A 20,064-nucleotide genomic window follows, 5' to 3' on the forward strand; every position below is an offset into this window, starting at 1 on the left:
TGTGGAAGCGTGGCGACACGTGGAGCTGACAGATACTAATCGGTCGAGGACTTATCCAATACAATTCTTGATTTGTTTCTTGCGTATTATCTAGTTTTGAGAGAACTATTTCTTTCAATGTGAACTAAGGTCCATTTGGATTCTGAGGTTCAAGTGTATTTTTATAAAAATACATCATAGTCTGGTGGCGATAGCGAAGAGGTCACACCCGTTCCCATGCCGAACACGGTCGTTAAGCTCTTTTGCGCCGATGGTAGTTGGGGGCTTCCCCCTGTGAGAGTAGGACGTTGCCGGGCACTCTAAAAGCATTCCTTTGAGGAATGCTTTTTTTATGCATAAAAACGTGGAATGGCTTGAATGGCAACATGCCCCCTAAGAGACAAGCTGTTTCTCTTCGTAAGTAAAACTATTAAATTCCATAAGCAATAAAAATGGCAAGAAAAATCCTTCATATTACTAGTAACTATCTCAAATAGGTTAGTAAAGCCTTGAATTTGGCTAGTAAACTAATAATTTAAGATAGTAAGTAGTATATACATACAATAGCTTCTCTATATCTTAATCGAGGCCACTGAAAAAGGTATGGTTTTCACGTTTTTCTAGCTGTCTCTAAGCAATGAGTGCAATAGTTGCGTTCTCTTAAGCTTGCTCTCAGTCGATCTCATGTCAGGCGTGCAACATTTGGAGTCACATTGCTGCTTCCTCTAATCTATCCAAAAGGCCTTTTTCTCTCTTAAACAGCGAGTACAATCCTTTACACACTAAACATATGTACAAAACTGTAAAAAAAGGATTATTAATTTTTGTTATAGTATGATAGTTTGTGAAGTATTCATTGTAGAGAGAGTTTAAAGGAGCAGGTTTATGAATTTATTCATTCGATTAATAAAAACGTTAATAATGTGGTTTAGCTTAGCAGTTATTTTGATTTTAATTATTCTATTACCAAGAAATACCGAGTCCTATCGTGATGGGAACGATGATGTCATGTCTTATCAGTTCACATGGGATTCTTATAAGGATAACGTGATCGAGTATATTAGCAATGTGTGGTCAAATAAAAGTATTGGGATCACGAACTATAATCAAACCTTTGAAACTGAGCTAATTCGTTATGGTACAAGAACTCTTTTCGTGTTCGTACCAGCCTTACTGCTTAGTATTGTTTTTGGTATTTATAAAGGAGTTTTTGATTATAGGCATCGGACTGGTTTATGGAGAGTCATTGGACAAGGAGGCACATGGGTAACACAATCTGTTCCTGATTTCTTTTTAATTTTGTTAATTCAGCTTTTGCTATCAATGCTACATAGATGGGGTTTACCACAGATTGACTTATACGGGGATGAACATTGGTATAACTTTATCTTACCAGCACTTTTTCTTAGTATGTATCCGGCCGCTTTAATTGCTCGTTATACAACCGAATACTTGGAGAATGAAGAATATGCAGATTACATAAAAACCGCAGAGGCGAAGGGTGTTCCTGAAAAATCTATACTCTGGAATCATGTGTTACGAAATTGTTGGACTAAATTAATTCAACATTTTCTTCCTATTACATTAACACTTGTGTCAAGTATGTTTGTCGTTGAGTACATGACAATGTATAACGGAATGGGAACCCGCCTAATTAAAGCTATACAAATTAAAGATTCGATCATTCCAGGACAATCGCTACCAATCGATATCCCAGTTGTTATCGGCTTTAGCTTAATCTTTATGTTTATATTTATGATTGTCCAGCTTATTAGCCAAATCCTTCTTCATGTTTTATCACCAGTCAGAGGGGAGGGGTTAGTTGATGAGGAGCGTTAAATACCCGACGTTATGGCTTGGTGGTTTTGGTCTTGTCCTTCTTTTGTTTCTTTTCCTTTTTGGACCTCATCTCCCTAATGTAGATAAGGAGGTTTCGGAAACAAGCTATTATTTTAATGGGAAAACAACAGATTTGGATATTCATTTACCACCATATCCACCTTCAGACAAATTTATATTAGGATCTGATTCGGAAGGCCATGATATGTATAGTGCGATGATCATGGGAACAAGAGAAACTCTACTAACAGTTTTCATTATATCAATCGTTACCTTTGCGTTTGCGATTCCGTTTGGATTAGGTGCAAGCCATATTCCATTTTTAAGAATCATACTTGAGGGCTGGAATATACTCTTCTCGAGGGTACCTGCACTATTCCTAATTTTAATTGTTTGTACAATTCCAGTCTTTCTTCTTTCTCCTCATCGACCAATCTATATGATTGTCTTAATTATTATTTTGGAAATTGGTAAAATGGCGGAACTGGTCTTTCAGAGCATTAAAGAGATTCAAAAAACTGCATATTATGAGGCAGCGAAAACAATGGGGACTAAAGTATTTGGTATGTGGAAATGGTATTACTGGCCAAGCTGTTCACCGCTCTGGCTTTCTAGCTTTATTACGCATATAGGTAGTATCCTTTTCTTAATTGGGCAACTAGGTTTGTTTAATATCTTTCTTTCACAACAGCTATTCCAAAGAGCTGGTGGACCTGGTCAAACGGTTTATGGTATAGAAAACATCTCGAATGTTTGGCCCGTATATCTTAACAATATTTTTAACAATATGATAAGTGCACCCTGGGTACCAATTACTGCCGCGTCGTTCATTGCTTTTTCAATGCTGACATTTATTTTATTGGGAGATGGCCTCTTAAAATATTTTAGGAAACTTGAATAATATCAATCAAGCGAGTCTGATTTTTAGACTCGTTTTTTCTTCTATCTTGGAAGAGATGCGAACAGTGTGGCTTATCCTTTCAGTTTTACGTGGAAATTCTTATAAGAGGGTTTATGTCTTCAGTATTGAATTACTAATAGAATAACTAAAAAATAAAGTTAATTAATCTTAGATTAAAACAAATCAAGGAAATGGAACTGTCGACAAAACAGTTAGAAAAAGAAAGAAAGGGATGATATTATGCAACGAGATCGATTACTAATTTTGCTTTTTTTAATTATTTTTTTGACAGGATGTAGTTCACAAGCTACAAATCTCGATGAGCCAAGTCAATATGAGGATGACATTGCAACCATCATTGAGAAAGATGATTTCGTATTAAGTATGAAAACAACTAATGATCAATACCTTTCAAGTATAGAACAGATTTCCATTGAATTAAGCAATCAAAGCCCAGAATCAGTTCTTTATGGTGAGAACTATCAATTGGAGAAGTTGGAGGATGGGGTTTGGTACAAAATACCGTTTAATGAGGAACATGAATTTGTTGATATTGGCTATATTCTTGATCCAGAGGAACCAAAGAAGGAAACAATTCATATCTCGGATCTTGATTACACAATGAGTAAGGGAGAGTACCGAGTAATCAAAAGCTTCTATACACAGGCTGGGAAACAATTTGTACTCGGTTCAACTTTTACAATTCAGGACTAAAGGAATGGTTGCTTATTATTTTGAAAATTAGTTAAGGAGAAATGTACATAGCATATTTCTGTTATTATTCAGTTAATCTTCAAGCAGAGTAGTCACAATGTTTTCATTGGAAGATCATTTAGAGATTTTTTAGTTAATTATGTTAAACTGAGATGAGAATGATCTTTCACAAGGGGGAGACAAACTGGTGAATAAAAATCGGCAAGCACTGATATGGTTGCTAATAGCTGTTGCACTATTTATCGTTTGGTGGATTTCTAGGTAGGAAACTAAATACTATAAATGATCCTTTCCTTCAAATGATTTTTTCCTTATTTTTATAATGAAGAAAGTATTGAAGTCTTTTGCAGCAGAAATAACAACAAATTTTTTTGAAAGTAGGAGAGAGAATGAAAGAACAAGGTGTTATATTTTTTGATATAGACGGGACACTGTTAAATCACGATAAGGAATTACCTTCTTCAAGCAAAAAGGCAATCTTTAAGTTAAAGGAAGCCGGACATATTGTTGCAATTGCAACAGGAAGAGCCCCTTTTATGTTTGAGGATTTACGTAAAGAGTTGGGTATTGATACATATGTTAGTTACAACGGTCAGTATGTTGTTTTAAACGGTGAGGTACTCTATACCAACCCATTGAATATTCCTGCCCTTGAAGAGCTGACTAAAGTAGCTCTAAACAACGATCATCCTGTTGTTTTTATGGACCATGAAGATATGAAAGCGAATGTACCGGAGCATAACTATATTAACGAAAGCATTGAAACGTTAAAAATTGATCGTTTTCCAACTCATGATCCTCTATATTATAAAGGACGTGATTTATATCAAACTCTTCTTTTTTGTCCTGAAGGCACGGAGCAACAGTATGAAAATGGATTTGATGCCTTTGACTTTGTAAGATGGCATCCGGTGTCAGTTGATATTCTTCCAAAAGGTGGTTCAAAAGCAATAGGGATTAAGAAGATTGTTGACCAACTTGGGATTACTTCAGAGCGTCAGTATGCATTTGGTGATGGCTTAAACGATATTGAGATGCTTACAACAGTAACAAATAGTGTTGCAATGGGGAACGCAGAGGACAAGGTTAAGGCAGTTGCAAAGCATGTGACAAAATCCGTTGAAGATGATGGTATCGTTCATGGTCTTAAAATGGTTGGTTTATTATAAACCTACCTATTTAAAGAACACCAATCGACTCATTGGCAACTGTACTAGTAATTATAACTTTTTAAAAAACTGTGCAAAGGTCCATGTATGATGACTTTTTTTACTGGTGCTTTAAATCTGATCAAATAGAAGCCTAATGTTGGTAGCGTTATTTTCCAAACAGATACAGGCTTGGTGGAGTATAGATAACCATAACCAAAGAGGAAAAGGTACATCGTCCACGACCAGAAGAGGCTCCAGCCATTTCTAAAATAAATCATTTTAAGCTTAAGACCAATGAATTCAAAACACGAACATAGTAAAGACCATTTCAAGATATGCTTGATTTGCAAAAGGACATGCTCTTTAGGGAAATTTGCCATACATAACAGGAAGATAAGTGGTGTAATGCAAAAGATATGAATAATTCTTAATTGCTTTAATTTTAGAGTGTTTGACTGTAATTCCCACAGGATATGTTTTTTAAAGAAATAGTAATAAGAAGAATTGATGAATACGATGTACAGTAATGGTCGAAAAAATAGAGGCATAAGTCTCCATGTTTGCTTTCGATAGTTTAACCATAGTAATAATATCGATAAAAAAATATGTCTCATAACTTAAATCCTTCTTTCAATCAAAATGGGATTAGTTTTAGGATATACAATTATCTTCAATTAAATGTAAGGACTAAGTTGAGGATTATTTTAATATCAAGGGTATCATCTTCATTAGTGACCACTACTAATCCCGGACATTTTGTAATCAAACACATCAATGAATATGCATATGGTGGATAGATCGGAAGCCTTTTACATTGAATTCTATACTATCTAAACTATCAGGCATTTCTACAATGTAGAATGTCTCTTTTTTTGTTTTATATGTAAAATTTTTCAAAATGTAAGAGGGTATTTCTACAGAAGCATTGAATAGTTATTACAAATAATAACAAATGAAATTTTAGGAGGACTTGTTATGGGATTAATTAGTAAGAAAATTAATTTACAGAAGACCGATATTTCTGGTTCGGCGTGGGAAGAAGTGAATGCACAAGGACTTGAAATCAATAATGTGAGTCTAGCCAATACGAATTTCAATAATGTAGATATGAGTCAGGTATCAATGAACGATATTAATATGCAGAAAAATAAGATTAGATTAGCAATGCTAATTTATCTGGTTTAAGTATTAAACATGCCAATTTTAGTAATGCGGTAATAGATCATGTTCATTTATTTGGTACTGAATTCCATAACGTGGTTTTGCCCCAGGAAGGTGATCCTAATTTTAAGAGTGATGGTCAATACAAGCCAGTTCGTTTCGAAAATTGTGAGCTTACAAATGGACAAGTAGTGAATTGTAATTTAACAAACATGGAAATAACGAATTGTGATATTAATGGTTTGAAGATTAATGGTGTTCTAATTAAAGATCTAATTGAACAAAAAAGTTAGGGTCTTTTCTAATCAGTATATGTTATACATGGTGAGGTAGAGAGTATAGGATAGCATCTTTTGTTAGGTAAAGGGGACAAATTTCAGTATGACTAAAATAGTATTTGTTAGGCATGGACAAGGGGAGCACACATTAAATCCGCCCAATAGTCTTCAAATAAAAGACCCTAAGTTAACGAAAGACGGCGTTTTCCAGGCGAGTCGACTTATAAGTGAACTTCCTTTAATAGAATCAGATATTGTAATTACTAGTCCATTAAGAAGGACAGTGGAAACGGCTCTTCTTTGGAGTAAAGAAGTTAAATGCAAGATTATTGTTAATCCCTTGGTCGGCCCTAGAATGTTTCCACAACTCCCAGAAGGTCAGACATTGCCTTGTGATGTGTTACTGAGTCGTAAATATTTAGAATTAGAATTTCCTCATTTGACCTATGAAGCCAATATATCAGAGGAAATCTGGTCTAACGGAATCAATACATTAGCAGAAGCTAAATTCAATGAATTAGCAGAGAAATTTATTTTATGGTGCAAGCAACAAAGTAACAACAGAGTCTATGTTGTTTCACATGATGGTACGATTACATCCTATAGACAATTAATTACAGGTACAAAATTAACAAGAGAAGCTTTTCTTAAAGAAACTGATTGGATTGAAATGGTTTGTTGTTAATGATGATCATACTTTCCGCTGTATAATAAGAAAGATATATAGAATGTGGAGCGTAAGAAAGCTCGGAGAAATTTATCCGAGCTTTCTTTTTATAGATTGTGTAAAGGTCACTTGACGTTAAGTTTCCTTTACGTATAAACTGTAAGTAGAGGTGAATAAGGGTGAAAAATAAGCTAGTCGAGTATAGAAAAAAGCATGGGTTCTCCCAGGATAAATTAGCGGAGAAACTTGGTGTATCGAGGCAAACGATCATTTCAATTGAAAAAGAAAAGTATTCACCTTCTCTTCCGCTCGCATTTGAATTAGCTAAAATCTTTCACACGACTATTGAAGACCTGTTTCTTTATGAAGGGAAAACGAATAAGTAGTCTTGAGAAAAGGTGGGATTATGTGATGGATTATTTTAGAAAGCTATTTTTTATTTTAGGTAGTTTCTTTTTTGTTCTTTCTTGCTTTTTGATCGTGATTGGAATACTTGCAAAGCAGACACCGCATTCAAGTATATATTTAATGTTCGCGATGGCGGTTATGAGTTTTTGCATGAGTTATCTCTATCCACAATTTAAACAAAAAGACGAACGTATGAAGCTTATTAGAGCAAAAGGGATGTTTGCTTCTTTTGTTGCCTTAATGAGCTATCTAATCATTTTCAACGTTGGCATACAATTTGAACTCATCTATTTCACTGCAAGCCAATTGATTCAAATCCTATCAACATTAATGATTTGTACAGTGTTTCTTTCTTTTGTGATTTTCTCAAAAATGTATTAATGATCGCAGAACAAGAAATTGAGTGAAAAGGAGTTGATATTATGGAGATTTATATCCTGTTGGCTGTAGTTGTCGTTGGAATGTTTGTCTCAATTATGATTACTCAAAATCATAGAGATTCAAATAAAGCATTAACTAAACAGGGTTATTTCAGGTTGTTGATTTTGTTTGGAGTTATATTTCTATCCGTTTTGCTTTTGGTTATTGTGGAGTAATTAGGATGAAAAAATAGGAATGAGGAAGGACCAAATGTATTTTGGTCCTTCCTTTTTTTGAATAATACATTACTAGGTTTATCGCTTTTTAGATGGGGATACGCTTTTATATTCTTCATGAGTACAGTCAATTTTCATAATATTAACTTATTGATAAAGTGATTAACAGAAACAAAATTGTTGATCTAAATTCCAACAATTTTGAGTGTGTCGTGCCTTTCAAAAACTGATGAATTAATCGAAGATGGTTAAAAAAGTAAATTTTTTTATTTTAGTTGTCCATTTTAGGAATATGAGTAACAAGATGACCGTACAATTAAGTAAAAGATTATGTATTCATTGAATCATTTGTTGCTATTTACCATAAGAGATGACTAACAATTACAAGAATTTTCTTTCCCCTTGTACGTATATTGTTTTTATATTATTTATTGTTTTTATTTACGTTCGTACAAGAAGATGGAAACTTTATATGATTCTAGGAGGTGATGTGTAGATAATATTATATTTTTGTGTTTGAAAGCGTTATCAGTTGTATTTCTCTGATAACAAACTATTAAACTACAAAGTTATGGGGGAAAAGAAAATGAAAAAAGTAACAAAGATTTTATTAGCGATTTCCTTATCGGCAATTATGCTAACTGGTTGTGGTGGTGAAGATCCAAATACAATCGAGTTCTGGACACCGCTCACAGGTGATGATGGAGCGAATATGGATCAAATTGTTGCTGATTACAATGCGACAGACCCAGAATTTAAAGTGAAGCATGTCATTACCTCTGATATGTATACAAAAATGTACACTGTTTTGAACTCAGGTAGCGGAATTCCGGATTTAGCTATCATTCATGCTGACCGTGTGCCGAATTTTGTGGAACAGGATTTGTTAGAGCCTGTAACTTCAATTATGTCCGCACAGCCAGAGCTTAAGGAAGATAACTTCTTAACAGAGGCTTGGACAGCAGGGAATGTTGATGGGACTCAATATACGATTCCGTTGGATATTCATGGTAGTGCAATGTACTACAATAAAGAATTACTTGCTAAGTATGGGGTTGAGAACTTTTTAGACGATAATGTTGTAACATTTGATGAAATGCTATCACTTCAAGGAAAGCTTGACGAAGGTCAGTATGTGTTGAATGACGCTCTTCTAAGCTGGGTTATATTCGCACAGATTCAAAACTTAGGTGGGCAAATCCAAGATGAGAATGGAAACCCAACTATTAACACTCCTGAAATGAAGGAAGCGATTGAATCAATTAAGGAATTAAAAGATGCTGGATTAATGACACCTTATGGTGAGGATGGATACTTGATGTTCCAATCTGGTAACGTATTGTTCTCTACTGACGGGACATGGAGTTCTATCGGCCATGCTACAGTAGAAAGCTTAGACTTTGGTGTAACAAATATTTATGCATATGAGCCTGAAACGTTCCATAACAGAGCATCGTCTCATTTATTCGGTTTGTTGAGTAGTGAAGAAAGAACGGATGAAAAAGAACAAGGCATCGGTGAGTTCTTAGAGTTCGTTCGTGAGAATTCTATTGAATGGGCTGAAGCTGGACAGATTGTAGCTAGTGAAGACGTTGTTAATAGCCCAGATTACGAAAATTATATTCAATCGTTCTTTACTTCAACTGAGGAGCAAACAGAGTCTTTATATATCTACACTGATAAGCACTATCCATATATTGCCGAAGCGTTAGATAATTACGCTGCTGATATGGTTCATGGTGAAATTGGTGTTGATGAAGGTTTAGAGGAGATGCAGAAATTTGTAGAAGATAAGGTAGCTGAAGGCTCATTAGATCTAGAGAATGCAGTTACCGAAGAAGAAGGGGAATAGAACCTAGAAAAAGTAATGTGCCAATTTAATTGGTGCATTACTTTTATACAAAGGAGTTTGGTATAACTATGAAAAAGAAATTGAATTTGTCATTTGTTTTCTTTGTAGGACCCCATTTAATCCTGTTTATCGTTTTTATATTATTACCAACGATCTTTGGTATCTATGCTTCGTTTACGAATTGGAACTTAATTAGTGCACCGGTCTGGATTGGTCTAGATAATTATAAAACGATTCTCTTTGATCAAGATTCAACCTTCCATAGCCAATTTTTTAACGGTATGAAGAATACATTCATTTTTGTCGGGTTAACGGTTCCATTAATGATCGTTATTCCATTATTAATCGCGGCCTCACTAGAGCATAAAGATGTTAAATTGAAGAATCTATTTCAAACACTTATCTATATTCCCGGTTTGATTTCAATCTCAGCAGCAGCACTAATCTGGTCGTTGATTTTCAACAAACAACTAGGTGTAGTTAATAATGTGTTTGGAGCTGAATCTGTTTGGGCAGCAACTCAACCTTATGCATGGCTTACGATCATTGTTATAACAATATGGGCTGGGATCGGTGGTAATATGATTATTTACCGAGCATCCATTAACGGTGTTTCACAGGACTTGTATGAGGCTGCAGAAATTGATGGGGCTGGACCAATACGTAAATTCCTTAGTGTGACCTTACCGTCAATACGTTTTCCGTTAATCTATACTCTTGTTATGACAACAGCTGGTTCGTTTAACGTATTTGCTCAACCATTGATGATGACAGATGGTGGACCAAGAGAGAGTACAACTGTTTTAATGATGTATATTCGTGATTTGGCATTCAGCCATGGCCAATCAATCGCAGGTATGGCATCAGCTATGGCTGTTTTACTCGGTTTAGTTATTTTGGTGATCTCTGCTTTTCAATATTACTTGATGAATAGAAATGCTGTTTAAGAATTAACGGAAAGAGAAAGGAAGCGATTCATTTGCGGAAAAAGACTAGCATATCAAAATACCTAGCGTACTTGTTTCTAACTATGGTTAGTGTTATCTGGGTAATTCCTGTAGTATTTGGCATTACAACGTCATTTCGATCCCAAACAGAAGTGGTAAATGAAGGATTTAGATTGTTACCAGTTAACTGGATTGTTGATAACTATGTAGCGATATTAACTAACACATCATCTGCACCAATTTTACAATGGATCTGGAATTCAATATTCATTGCAGTCACTCATACATTTTTGGTCATTGTTGTCATCTCGATTACTGGCTACGGTTACTCAAGAATGAAGTTTAAAGGCAGAGATGCTATGTTCTTTACCTTACTAGCAATCTCATTTTTCCCAAATGTCGTTAACTTAATTCCTTCCTACAAAATTATTGATGTGTTAGGTTGGGTTAACACACCATGGGCGATGATTGTTCCGGGTGTGGCTGGTATGGCGAACATATTTTTAGTAAGACAATTTATGAAAGGCATACCCAGGGAACTTGATGAATCGGCTCGTGTTGACGGAGCAAGTGATTTTGTTATTTTTACTAGAATCGTCTTACCGCTTATTAAGCCAATATTGATTGTTTGTGGTTTGTTCTCCTTTGTTGGTTCATGGAATGATTTTCTATGGCCAGTTATCGTCTACACCGATGTACAGAAAATGCCGGTTACAGCTGGCTTGCTTCTTTTACAAGATGTGTATGGGAATTACCGAATGATTGGACAACTAATGGGTTCAGCGATACTCGCGATTATTCCAACATTGCTATTATTTTTCTTTGCACAAAAATATTTTGTTCAAGCCATCAATTTGAACTCAGGTATTAAAGGGTAAGTAATCAGTATTGTTAAATTATTTTTATTGCTAAAGGATTGATAGTCATGGATCAAGCATTGAAGATGAGCAGAGGATTAGAAAGGAAATTATTAATCATTGGTTCCTTTTGGAACTTAGTTACATCACTATTAACGATATTCAGCTACTATAATTGGTTCGACAGAGAAGGCTCTCTAAGTCTAGAAAATTCGGATCTTAATACGATGATCGCAGGGTCGCAGATGGTCAATAATGTCCTACAAGTCATCTTGCTATTTGGTATTTTCATGCTTGTTGGGGCAGTTATTAATTTCCTAATCGCAGTAAAAATAAAAGATAACGAGATTCAAAATAAGGTTCTAGTATGGATTGGGATTTGGGGATTAATACAATTAGCTTCAATGGATATAATCGGTTTTCTTATCTTTCTAATTGCATTTGTAATTTACTTAGCGAAAAATAAAGCGATAAAGTTAACAAAAACAGCAGTTGTATGAAACTAGCTACCGAAAAGTTTCTACTTGTTCGAATAGAGATAAATTTCAAGGAGAGAGTTTAAAATCTGTTCCTGTGAACTTTAGATCGTAAAAACAAAAAAACATCCATCCTCTCTCCGGCAGGAACAAAATGAGTGTTTTTCTTTTTTTATTGCAATTAATTATTCTGGTAAGTCATTTCTGCCTTTCTCTTCATTTGTATAAAAAAGGCGAAAAATAATATCCTGATTATAATTACCGAAGTCTTTCCCAAAAATAGTGACGCCACCAATATGTGCAGCATCGTCTTCATTCGAAATTTTGAAGGTCCATTGCTTACTACGAATTTCAACATCTTCTATGGTAACTTCTGAAATTTTGTTACCATCTAGGAAGGTTCCCTTCGAAGTAATTCTAACTAGCTTTAATATGCCATATTGGTTAATCACTTTTGGCCACCAACTAGGAGTATATCTGCCAGGACGATCTCCGAAGTCCCCAGGGCTTGTCCAACAACCTAGGTGAATATTGTTCAAGTAAAAAGAAATATCTGAGGGCCAATTTTCATTTGTTAAAGGTGCTTCTGAAGATAGCTCTAATGAAATTTCCAACTCTTGTGGCCGATGACTAGAAAGTAAAAAATTGGGAATTCTATACTCGACGTAGCCCTTGCTAAACCAAATCACTTTTGCGTTTACTCTTTCTGGGTCAAGAAAATATCGCGGTTCATCAAATTCACCAATTATTTTTTGGTCGGTTGCTAAGCCACATGTCGGTTCGACTGCAAAATCAGTATAATGTCCAACAGATAATTCGCTTTGATGACATTCGTTAAAACGTGCTTCTAGATGAGGGAAGTTGATTTCGATTAGGTCTACATTCAATACACATAATTTCTGTATACCCGCCTTCCCAGGGATCATTTCGGTGCGAATAATGCCTGCTTTCTCAAGTTTCTTAATATGCATGGTCATAATTGCACTACTTAAACTAACGGCATCAGCCAACTCTCTTATATTCATAGGACGTATACTTAAGTGGTGAATAATATTTAATCTTACTTGACTTGCTAATGCCTCGTATACGGGAAGAGACTGTGCTGAAATATCTAATTGCATTATATCGATCCTCCAAAAAATAATTAAGTTTTCTACTTGTTGTACACTAGCTTCTGAGGAAGTGAGAATACCTACTCAAATATTACTTTAATCTTCATTTAGTGCTATTGCAACGATGATCTAAAAACAATGTTGTTTTTGCATTTAATTAGGTGATATACAGAAGTGGAAAAATAGAGTGGTCTTAAATGTAAGGGCTTAAAAATAATTAAAAATGATTCTAATAAATCCCTTGTAAAATCTGTCACTAAGGTTTAAACTATTAATTGTACGTACAACTTTATGCTTTTTATATGGTAGAGAAATGTACTTTATTGCTGTTACTATATTCAAGGGGTGATGGGATGAAATGAGCCTTTGAACCAAGCGTATGAGGCGTTTTTTTAAGTATATAAGTAAGCGTATTCAAAATCATTAAAATTAATTTAATGATTAATTATATAGGAGGTAGTTTGATGACGAATAAAGTAGTTGTTAATGCAGATATCGAAAAAGGGATTATTAATAAAAACATTTATGGACATTTTTCCGAACATCTTGGGAGATGTATTTATGAAGGCTTTTGGGTAGGTGAAGATTCGCCAATTCCTAATACTAATGGGATTCGAAACGATGTAGTGGCTGCATTAAAAAATATTGATATACCTGTTTTACGTTGGCCTGGAGGATGCTTTGCTGATGAGTACCACTGGAAAGATGGAATCGGTCCGCGAGAAAGTCGTAAGAGAATGGTTAACACTCACTGGGGTGGAGTTGTTGAAAACAACCACTTTGGAACACATGAATTTATGATGCTTTGTGACATGCTAGAAACAGAACCATATATTTGTGGGAATGTTGGGAGTGGGACAGTCCAAGAAATGTCTGAGTGGGTTGAATACATGACATTTGATGGTGAATCACCAATGGCAAATTGGAGACAAGAAAATGGTCGAGAAAAGCCATGGGATCTTAAGTATTTCGGTGTTGGTAATGAGAACTGGGGTTGCGGTGGAAACATGAGACCAGAGTATTATGCTGATCTTTACCGTCAGTACCAAACGTATGTAAGAAATTATGGTGAAAATAAGATTTATAAAATTGCTGGTGGTGCAAATATAGATGACTACCGTTGGACTGAGGTGCTGATGCGTGAGGCCCATTGGTTAATGGATGGTTTAAGTTTACATTATTACACGATTCCTGGTGACTTCTGGAAAGGTAAGGGTGCTGCCTTAGATCCTAGTGAAAAAGAATGGTTTATTACGATGAAGCGTGCGTTACATATAGATGAATTAATTACTAAACACTCGACGATTATGGATAAATATGATCCCGAAAAGCGAATTGGAATGATTGTTGATGAGTGGGGAACGTGGTTCGATGTAGAACCAGGTACAAACCCAGGGTTCTTATACCAACAGAATACGATTCGTGATGCCCTTGTTGCCGGGGTACACTTCCACATCTTCCACGACCACAGTGATCGTGTACAAATGGCTAATATCGCTCAAACGGTTAATGTTCTTCAAGCGATGATCTTGACTGAGGGAGAAAAAATGATTCTTACACCAACTTATCATGTATTTGAAATGTTCAAGGTGCATCAAGATGCAACTAAATTGGATATTGATGTGAAAAGTAATACGTATGAATTAGACGGTGAAGAGCTTCCATCAGTTAGTGCATCTGCTTCTAGAGACAAAGCAGGAAAAGTGAACATTAGTTTATGTAATTTAAACCATAAGGAAGAAACTGAAGTGAAAATTCAACTACGTGGTTTACAGGATCGTATTGAAAAGATTTCAGGCAGACTTTTAACAGCATCTGAAACGAATGCTCATAACACATTTGATCAACCTGAAAATGTAAAACCAGAAGCTTTAGAAAGTTTTACTGTTGAAGGGGATGAGCTGACAGTTACATTGCCCGCGATGGCTGTCGCTGTTGTTACGATTGGATAAGTAGGTAGGTGTGATATGATTCCAGCAAGACAATGTAAAAGTTGTGGGACCAATGTTAAGTTAGATAAGGATCAGGTAGCATTTAATCAGGTTCAATCTGTAGCTGATTGGTTATATGAAAAGAGAGTATCGATTTGTAAGGCATGTCCATCGCTTCTATATGGAACAACATGTCAGCATGCTGGTGATATTGTGACATATCGGGCATTATCCAAAGAAAAGGGCTGCCCTTATCCAGGTCATGCAAAGTGGTGATAGTAAGTCTAATTAGAGATTATTAAAACTATTAGTATAAACAATTGGTCACCAAGAAAGAAAGGTTAGAAAGAGACTGGGACATAACTAAAGTGTCTAACTGAAATACCAAACAATGCAATCACTTAGCGAAGTATATTTCAGGAGCGGTTTACATCTGCCAACTGTTATTGTTTGGATTTTCTATTAGTTAAACACTTTGGTCCAGTCTCTTTTTTTATCATCGGAAAAATGTATATTTCCAAAAAAAGATGTCTGTTTTTGTAGAACAGTAGGTGATTTGATCGTATTGCTGAGGAAATAATTTACCAAAATTAAAATCAGTAGCTTCTAATTTTGGCAATTAAACATAGGATGATAACAAACAGTTGGGAAGGTTTGTTGCTATGTTTGATCTTATCCATAAAAAATATACGATGTACAAGCTGCTCGTGTTTTTGTTATTATATATAAATATTTGGCTTTCTTTTACAGTTGTTTATTTTATCCTAGATGTATACGAACTTGGCTTAATTGTTGACCATTACGCTTCTTTCAGCCATCAAAATAGTGATTGGGATTTAATGACAAGATCACTCTATTTAAGTGCTATTACGTTGTTATCTGTTGGCTATGGTGATGTGACACCGTTTGGACTATCTAGAGCTGTAGCTATGATCCAAGCATTAATTGGTTATTTACTTCCTGTTGTTATCGTCTTTAATTTATCCCTTTTTTTTATAGTAGAAAAGAATAAGAGTTAATAGGGTTCTGTTTAGGGACTCTATTTTTCTATTCATCTATTTTGGTAGTAATACAGCGATAGCAGTAAGCTGAATTAATTCTATTAAGGAGTGCTATAAGACATGATTACATTGCATCCAATGACGGAGGATCAGTACAAAGATTATCTGGAAAAAGCTACTGAAAAGTATGCACAGGAAAAAGTTTTCGCGGGGAACTGGCACCCGGATCAGGCTCTAATAAAAGCAAAAGAGGAATATGTAAGGCTTTTACCTCATGGAGAAAAGACAGACAAGAGCTATTTGTACACAATCTATGAGAACGATCGGATAATTGGAGTCGTTTGGCTTGCTCATAAATATGAAAATGAAGGCTTTATTTATGATATTCATATTCACGAGGACTATCAAGGACGTGGGTTTGGTAAGGAAACGATGATGCAAATTGAGAAGAAAGCTAGGCATTTAGGAATAAAGAAGATCGGTCTTCAAGTATTCGGACATAATTATATTGCTAGAGCTCTATATGAGAAAGTCGGATACGAGGTTACAAATATGAAAATGGTAAAAGAAATTTAAAAATTTTTAGGTTGGATACTATTTACAATTATAAAATGTTTACAATTGTAAATAACTTCTATTATAGTAAATGGATATAAGATTTATTTTTAGATTTGTTTATTATCAAGTGTTAAAGGAGAAATACTATTGTCTAGTGACCGTTTTGTTTTTACATTAACTAGTTTAAATCGCTCAACAGCACCTAATTATCATGATTATGGTTTTGTCATTGAAGGAATTAAAAAGAAGTTATATGAAACATTAGGCCTTGATTTTAGAATGTATGCTGATGATGAGTCTTCGAATGAAATCTTTGATGTTCTAGAGGAAGATCTTAATGAGTACCCCGATCAAGTTACCCTTATTACTCATATATATGATGGATTAGAAACATTTACGATTTCTTCAGATCATACCGATGAGGCGTTAGAGCTTATTGTTAAACCCAGATTATTGAATGCGGTGTATTACTATCCTAAGTACAAAGTAGCCTTGGCAAGGGTACCAATTTTCCAAAATCATATGGACAATGTCCATGATCTAATACTAGCTCAGGACAATGAGAGTATTGTGACGTTTCTAGAGTATGTTATTAAGAGAAAGAGAGAGTATCATAGAAACTTTATTACAGTGTTTACGGACACTGAGGATGGAGTTGAACACTCAAAAGAGAAAATAACAACACTTGTGAATCGCGAACAAGTTTTTCTAGAAGAGAAACTTAAAAAGGAAATCTATCGTTCAATTGACCAATTCTTTAATGAAGATGGGTATTTTTTCAAAAAATATAATATTCCTTATAAAAGAGGGATCCTGCTGTATGGCAAACCGGGAAACGGTAAGACAACGCTAGTTAAGTCAATTGCTAGTAGCATAGATGCACCTGTTGTTTATTGGCAAATAACTGAGCATACCTCAAGTTATACAATCAAGGAAGTGTTCAGTTCAATTGCTAAGCTGACTCCTATGGTTTTAGTTATTGAGGATATCGACTCAATGCCAATAGAGGTACGGTCTGTATTTTTAAATACATTGGATGGATCGACATCAAAAGAAAAAGTATTTTTAATTGGTACAACGAATTATCCTGAGAAAATAGATCCAGCACTAATCAATCGATCAGGTCGTTTTGACAGAGCGTATGAATTGAAACTACCTGCTGAAGATATGAGATATCATTATTTGGTGATGAAGCAGTTAGATCAATTTATTGGGGTCGAAGAACTACAAAAGGTCGTTGCCAAAACAGTTGGTTTCTCTTTTGCCCAATTAAATGAGCTGTATACGTCTGTTGCCTTACAATGGCATTATGAAAATGAAGTAGATCTTGATTCAATTTGCGAGGAACTGCAGTCAGCCAACAAAAAAAATAAACGTGCAGCATGGGAATCGGATGTAGATGCTAAGGTGGGTTTTGATTATTAGCCTTTGCTTGATCTAAAATCTAATGAATAAAAGAAACTGGGACAAAGGTATGTCCTAGTTTCTTTTTATAACAATTAAACTATAGAACGTCTTGATTGTGATGAATTATTTTTATGAAAACTTGTACATAATAGGGATCCCACTGGGTCCCTTTTCCGTTTTCGAGAATCGAAAGGGCTTTTTCAAATGGCATACCTTTTCGGTAAGGACGGTCCGAAGTCATTGCATCGAAGGCATCAGCGACAGCTAAAATTCGTCCGAACATTGGAATGTCTTCTCCTTTTAAACCATTTGGATAGCCATTTCCGTCATATCTTTCATGATGATGCTTCACCCCAGGTATTAGAGGTGCAATTTCCTCATTTGGCTGAATTTGATTAAGAATCATTTCCCCGATGGTAGGGTGTCTCTTTATTAGTTCAAATTCTTCGTTTGTTAGTTTTCCGTCTTTTAAAAGCACATGATCAGGGACTCCGATTTTTCCAATGTCATGGAGTAAAGCAGATTTCTTTAATTGCACAATGATTTTTGGATCAAGTCCGATTTCTTTCCCCAATTTCACTGCATAGCTTGCGACACGAAGGGAATGTCCGGCGGTGTATGGATCCCTTGCATCAAGTGTTGTAGCAAAGGCGGTGAAAAAGCTTTCGAGTAATTGTTTGTTAATTTCATCCCGTTTTTCGATTGCAGAGACCATATGATTAAATCCTGTAATAAGTTTCGTAAATTCATCTGTATAGCTATTATCTACTTTTTGATAATTCCCTTCTTGTACGTTAGAAAAGCCTTTTTCTAGCTCCTCCATCGGTCGCTTAATATCTCTAAACAAAAGTATAGATCCATAGATTGCAAAGGATGCGACGGCAACTAGAATAATTCCAGCCCAATGCCAAAACTGGGAAAGTAACAAATCTTGAGCGAGTTGAGCTAATTGGATTTGTGTGGCAATGCTAAACAGAAATAATGGATAAATAGCGAGAAATAATGAACTATAAAGAATTTTTCTTTTAATTTTCACTAAATATCTATCGGCAATCTTTAACTCGTAGTGATCGTTTTTTTCAGCTGATTTGATAAGAGTCATTAAAATGGGTTGAATCGTTTTTTGTGATAAAAAGAATTCAATTAGTGCATGCATAATAGCAATAAGAATGGCCCCAAACCATGCATAAACAATATAAAACGTAGGGAAATGTAAGTAATCGAGTCTTATTGCGATGATCGTTCCAATTGTTGCGGGAACGGAAAGGCCAAATAAATGTGGTCCCATAATCCGCTTAAATGTTAGGACAGGAAAGGTTGCTGTTTGAACAAATGCCCTTTTTACATTTTCAAGTCGAGGTAGCTCATCCTCATCGAATACTGCTTGGATCGGTTTAATATGCTGTCTGAAAATAATTAGTTCAAAGATAATCATAATAAATAAGGACAATAATAGGATCACGAATAGAGTAATGCCTTCATAATAAGTTAGTTCAAGTGTATTAAACATGAGCACACTACCTACCCCAAATACGGCAAGTAAGGAACCAATAATATAATTAGTTATCATTCCTCGTTTGAAATCTATAAATAGTTGTTTGTTTAAGATAGGATTCACTCCAAACATTAATGTTAAGAGTAATTTTAATATAAAAGAGTGAACATTACTATCTATGTTTATTGTGATTGTTTATTTGAAAATGAAAAAAGTAATCATACATTACAAGCTTACTAAACGAACATCGCCCTTTAATTTCTAACAATGTTCGATAATTAGAGAAGCGACAAGTTTCTTCCTATGATAAAATAGACAATATCTATCGACTCGAGGTGCTTGTTGTGAAGGAAATTCAAGATTTTTTAAAGGAATTTCAAAAGGAAATGAACTGGGAAATACCCGATGGAAAGTATAACGAATCTAGAACAGCACTGTTGAATAATTATATGCTTCTTACGACTGAAGTGAGTGAAGTGGCTGAAGAATTCAGAGCTGTTTTTAATAAGACAGCGAAGATAGCAAAGGAAAATGAAGTATCTGAGGAAGAAGCGTTTCGCCTTTCTAAGGAATGTCATCAAGAAAATATAGGTAAGGAATTAGCCGATTGTATTGCTTATATCGTTAAGTTTGCGAATTATTTTGAAATTGATTTAGAAGATAGTATATATAAGAAAATGCATGAAGTTAAACATAGAGTAAATAAGGACCAAGAGTAAAAGTAGAATGGCTAT

22 protein-coding genes and 1 rRNA gene are annotated in these 20,064 nt (G+C 35.0%); 21 read left to right on the forward strand and 2 right to left on the reverse strand.

The window, feature by feature from the left end; all coding sequences use genetic code 11:
* The first annotated feature begins 180 nt into the window (after positions 1 to 180).
* From rrf to J7W16_RS20945, 15 genes are all read left to right on the forward strand, one after another.
* Positions 181 to 296 (forward strand): 5S ribosomal RNA (rrf, locus tag J7W16_RS20880).
* A 568-nt stretch (positions 297 to 864) separates the two neighbouring features.
* Entirely contained in the window at positions 865 to 1,818 is a 954-nt protein-coding gene (locus J7W16_RS20885) for an ABC transporter permease subunit (RefSeq protein WP_210599400.1), read from the forward strand.
* Complete coding sequence (locus J7W16_RS20890) at positions 1,805 to 2,719, forward strand: hypothetical protein (RefSeq protein WP_210599401.1); 915 nt, start codon at positions 1,805 to 1,807, stop codon at positions 2,717 to 2,719. The genes J7W16_RS20885 and J7W16_RS20890 overlap by 14 nt, the downstream gene beginning before the upstream one ends.
* Before the next feature lie 240 nt (positions 2,720 to 2,959).
* Positions 2,960 to 3,433 carry an immunoglobulin-like domain-containing protein gene (locus tag J7W16_RS20895; protein ID WP_210599402.1) on the forward strand — a complete coding sequence of 158 codons (474 nt, stop codon included), beginning with the start codon at positions 2,960 to 2,962 and terminating at the stop codon, positions 3,431 to 3,433.
* A gap of 389 nt (positions 3,434 to 3,822) precedes the next feature.
* Complete coding sequence (locus J7W16_RS20900) at positions 3,823 to 4,602, forward strand: Cof-type HAD-IIB family hydrolase (protein WP_210599403.1); 780 nt, start codon at positions 3,823 to 3,825, stop codon at positions 4,600 to 4,602.
* A gap of 957 nt (positions 4,603 to 5,559) precedes the next feature.
* Positions 5,560 to 5,769: a pentapeptide repeat-containing protein gene (locus J7W16_RS22035; RefSeq protein WP_246880140.1), complete on the forward strand. Its 210-nt coding sequence runs from the start codon at positions 5,560 to 5,562 to the stop codon at positions 5,767 to 5,769.
* Positions 5,770 to 5,771: 2 nt separating this feature from the next.
* Positions 5,772 to 6,038, forward strand: a complete 267-nt coding sequence (locus J7W16_RS22040) for a pentapeptide repeat-containing protein (protein ID WP_346726983.1) — start codon at positions 5,772 to 5,774, stop codon at positions 6,036 to 6,038.
* A gap of 88 nt (positions 6,039 to 6,126) precedes the next feature.
* Positions 6,127 to 6,708, forward strand: a complete 582-nt coding sequence (locus tag J7W16_RS20910; protein ID WP_210599404.1) for a histidine phosphatase family protein — start codon at positions 6,127 to 6,129, stop codon at positions 6,706 to 6,708.
* A gap of 161 nt (positions 6,709 to 6,869) precedes the next feature.
* On the forward strand, positions 6,870 to 7,076 hold the full coding sequence (locus tag J7W16_RS20915) for a helix-turn-helix transcriptional regulator (protein WP_210599405.1): 207 nt from the start codon (positions 6,870 to 6,872) through the stop codon (positions 7,074 to 7,076).
* A gap of 25 nt (positions 7,077 to 7,101) precedes the next feature.
* Positions 7,102 to 7,479, forward strand: coding sequence for a permease (locus J7W16_RS20920; RefSeq protein ID WP_210599406.1), 378 nt, complete (start codon positions 7,102 to 7,104; stop codon positions 7,477 to 7,479).
* 41 nt (positions 7,480 to 7,520) lie between these two features.
* Complete coding sequence (locus J7W16_RS20925; RefSeq protein WP_210599407.1) at positions 7,521 to 7,694, forward strand: hypothetical protein; 174 nt, start codon at positions 7,521 to 7,523, stop codon at positions 7,692 to 7,694.
* 586 nt (positions 7,695 to 8,280) lie between these two features.
* A complete protein-coding gene (locus J7W16_RS20930) occupies positions 8,281 to 9,546 on the forward strand; it encodes an extracellular solute-binding protein (protein WP_210599408.1) in 1,266 nt (421 codons plus the stop codon).
* 68 nt (positions 9,547 to 9,614) lie between these two features.
* A complete protein-coding gene (locus J7W16_RS20935) occupies positions 9,615 to 10,493 on the forward strand; it encodes a carbohydrate ABC transporter permease (protein ID WP_210599409.1) in 879 nt (292 codons plus the stop codon).
* Positions 10,494 to 10,576: 83 nt separating this feature from the next.
* Positions 10,577 to 11,371, forward strand: a complete 795-nt coding sequence (locus J7W16_RS20940) for a carbohydrate ABC transporter permease (protein WP_419095870.1) — start codon at positions 10,577 to 10,579, stop codon at positions 11,369 to 11,371.
* 47 nt (positions 11,372 to 11,418) lie between these two features.
* Positions 11,419 to 11,850 carry a hypothetical protein gene (locus J7W16_RS20945; RefSeq protein ID WP_246880141.1) on the forward strand — a complete coding sequence of 144 codons (432 nt, stop codon included), beginning with the start codon at positions 11,419 to 11,421 and terminating at the stop codon, positions 11,848 to 11,850.
* A gap of 161 nt (positions 11,851 to 12,011) precedes the next feature.
* Here the strand turns inward: J7W16_RS20945 and J7W16_RS20950 are convergent, their stop codons facing one another.
* Positions 12,012 to 12,947, reverse strand: a complete 936-nt coding sequence (locus J7W16_RS20950) for an ArsR/SmtB family transcription factor (RefSeq protein ID WP_210599411.1) — start codon at positions 12,945 to 12,947, stop codon at positions 12,012 to 12,014.
* Positions 12,948 to 13,402: 455 nt separating this feature from the next.
* On the opposite strand from J7W16_RS20950, the gene J7W16_RS20955 reads away from it, so the two are divergent.
* From J7W16_RS20955 to J7W16_RS20975, 5 genes are all read left to right on the forward strand, one after another.
* Positions 13,403 to 14,890: an alpha-N-arabinofuranosidase gene (locus J7W16_RS20955; RefSeq protein WP_283246070.1), complete on the forward strand. Its 1,488-nt coding sequence runs from the start codon at positions 13,403 to 13,405 to the stop codon at positions 14,888 to 14,890.
* Positions 14,891 to 14,905: 15 nt separating this feature from the next.
* On the forward strand, positions 14,906 to 15,145 hold the full coding sequence (locus J7W16_RS20960) for a DUF6171 family protein (RefSeq protein WP_210599413.1): 240 nt from the start codon (positions 14,906 to 14,908) through the stop codon (positions 15,143 to 15,145).
* Between the two features lie 386 nt (positions 15,146 to 15,531).
* A complete protein-coding gene (locus tag J7W16_RS20965; protein WP_210599414.1) occupies positions 15,532 to 15,888 on the forward strand; it encodes a two pore domain potassium channel family protein in 357 nt (118 codons plus the stop codon).
* Between the two features lie 102 nt (positions 15,889 to 15,990).
* Positions 15,991 to 16,446, forward strand: a complete 456-nt coding sequence (locus tag J7W16_RS20970; RefSeq protein ID WP_210599415.1) for a GNAT family N-acetyltransferase — start codon at positions 15,991 to 15,993, stop codon at positions 16,444 to 16,446.
* Between the two features lie 129 nt (positions 16,447 to 16,575).
* A complete protein-coding gene (locus J7W16_RS20975) occupies positions 16,576 to 17,853 on the forward strand; it encodes an ATP-binding protein (protein ID WP_246880142.1) in 1,278 nt (425 codons plus the stop codon).
* A 79-nt stretch (positions 17,854 to 17,932) separates the two neighbouring features.
* Here the strand turns inward: J7W16_RS20975 and J7W16_RS20980 are convergent, their stop codons facing one another.
* Entirely contained in the window at positions 17,933 to 19,405 is a 1,473-nt protein-coding gene (locus J7W16_RS20980) for an HD-GYP domain-containing protein (protein WP_246880143.1), read from the reverse strand.
* A gap of 269 nt (positions 19,406 to 19,674) precedes the next feature.
* On the opposite strand from J7W16_RS20980, the gene J7W16_RS20985 reads away from it, so the two are divergent.
* The gene (locus tag J7W16_RS20985; protein ID WP_210599417.1) at positions 19,675 to 20,049 is read left to right on the forward strand and encodes a MazG nucleotide pyrophosphohydrolase domain-containing protein; all 375 of its coding nucleotides are present in this window, start codon (positions 19,675 to 19,677) and stop codon (positions 20,047 to 20,049) included.
* The last annotated feature ends 15 nt before the right edge of the window (positions 20,050 to 20,064 follow it).

Source organism: Halalkalibacter suaedae (assembly GCF_017939705.1).
GTDB classification, from domain to species: domain Bacteria; phylum Bacillota; class Bacilli; order Bacillales; family Bacillaceae_D; genus Halalkalibacter; species Halalkalibacter suaedae.

What these genes read in the sequence shown, in the direction of transcription:
- J7W16_RS20955 (WP_283246070.1), top strand. Translation starts at nt 13,403, where the DNA reads ATGACGAATAAAGTAGTTGTTAATGCAGATATCGAAAAAGGGATTATT.
- J7W16_RS20970 (WP_210599415.1), top strand. Translation starts at nt 15,991, where the DNA reads ATGATTACATTGCATCCAATGACGGAGGATCAGTACAAAGATTATCTG.
- J7W16_RS20930 (WP_210599408.1), top strand. Translation starts at nt 8,281, where the DNA reads ATGAAAAAAGTAACAAAGATTTTATTAGCGATTTCCTTATCGGCAATT.
- J7W16_RS20945 (WP_246880141.1), top strand. Translation starts at nt 11,419, where the DNA reads ATGGATCAAGCATTGAAGATGAGCAGAGGATTAGAAAGGAAATTATTA.
- J7W16_RS20935 (WP_210599409.1), top strand. Translation starts at nt 9,615, where the DNA reads ATGAAAAAGAAATTGAATTTGTCATTTGTTTTCTTTGTAGGACCCCAT.
- J7W16_RS20895 (WP_210599402.1), top strand. Translation starts at nt 2,960, where the DNA reads ATGCAACGAGATCGATTACTAATTTTGCTTTTTTTAATTATTTTTTTG.
- J7W16_RS20940 (WP_419095870.1), top strand. Translation starts at nt 10,577, where the DNA reads ATGGTTAGTGTTATCTGGGTAATTCCTGTAGTATTTGGCATTACAACG.
- J7W16_RS20920 (WP_210599406.1), top strand. Translation starts at nt 7,102, where the DNA reads ATGGATTATTTTAGAAAGCTATTTTTTATTTTAGGTAGTTTCTTTTTT.
- J7W16_RS20980 (WP_246880143.1), bottom strand. Translation starts at nt 19,405, where the DNA reads ATGATAACTAATTATATTATTGGTTCCTTACTTGCCGTATTTGGGGTA.
- J7W16_RS20950 (WP_210599411.1), bottom strand. Translation starts at nt 12,947, where the DNA reads ATGCAATTAGATATTTCAGCACAGTCTCTTCCCGTATACGAGGCATTA.
- J7W16_RS20900 (WP_210599403.1), top strand. Translation starts at nt 3,823, where the DNA reads ATGAAAGAACAAGGTGTTATATTTTTTGATATAGACGGGACACTGTTA.
- J7W16_RS20960 (WP_210599413.1), top strand. Translation starts at nt 14,906, where the DNA reads ATGATTCCAGCAAGACAATGTAAAAGTTGTGGGACCAATGTTAAGTTA.
- J7W16_RS20965 (WP_210599414.1), top strand. Translation starts at nt 15,532, where the DNA reads ATGTTTGATCTTATCCATAAAAAATATACGATGTACAAGCTGCTCGTG.
- J7W16_RS20925 (WP_210599407.1), top strand. Translation starts at nt 7,521, where the DNA reads ATGGAGATTTATATCCTGTTGGCTGTAGTTGTCGTTGGAATGTTTGTC.
- J7W16_RS20885 (WP_210599400.1), top strand. Translation starts at nt 865, where the DNA reads ATGAATTTATTCATTCGATTAATAAAAACGTTAATAATGTGGTTTAGC.
- J7W16_RS22035 (WP_246880140.1), top strand. Translation starts at nt 5,560, where the DNA reads ATGGGATTAATTAGTAAGAAAATTAATTTACAGAAGACCGATATTTCT.
- J7W16_RS20910 (WP_210599404.1), top strand. Translation starts at nt 6,127, where the DNA reads ATGACTAAAATAGTATTTGTTAGGCATGGACAAGGGGAGCACACATTA.
- J7W16_RS20890 (WP_210599401.1), top strand. Translation starts at nt 1,805, where the DNA reads ATGAGGAGCGTTAAATACCCGACGTTATGGCTTGGTGGTTTTGGTCTT.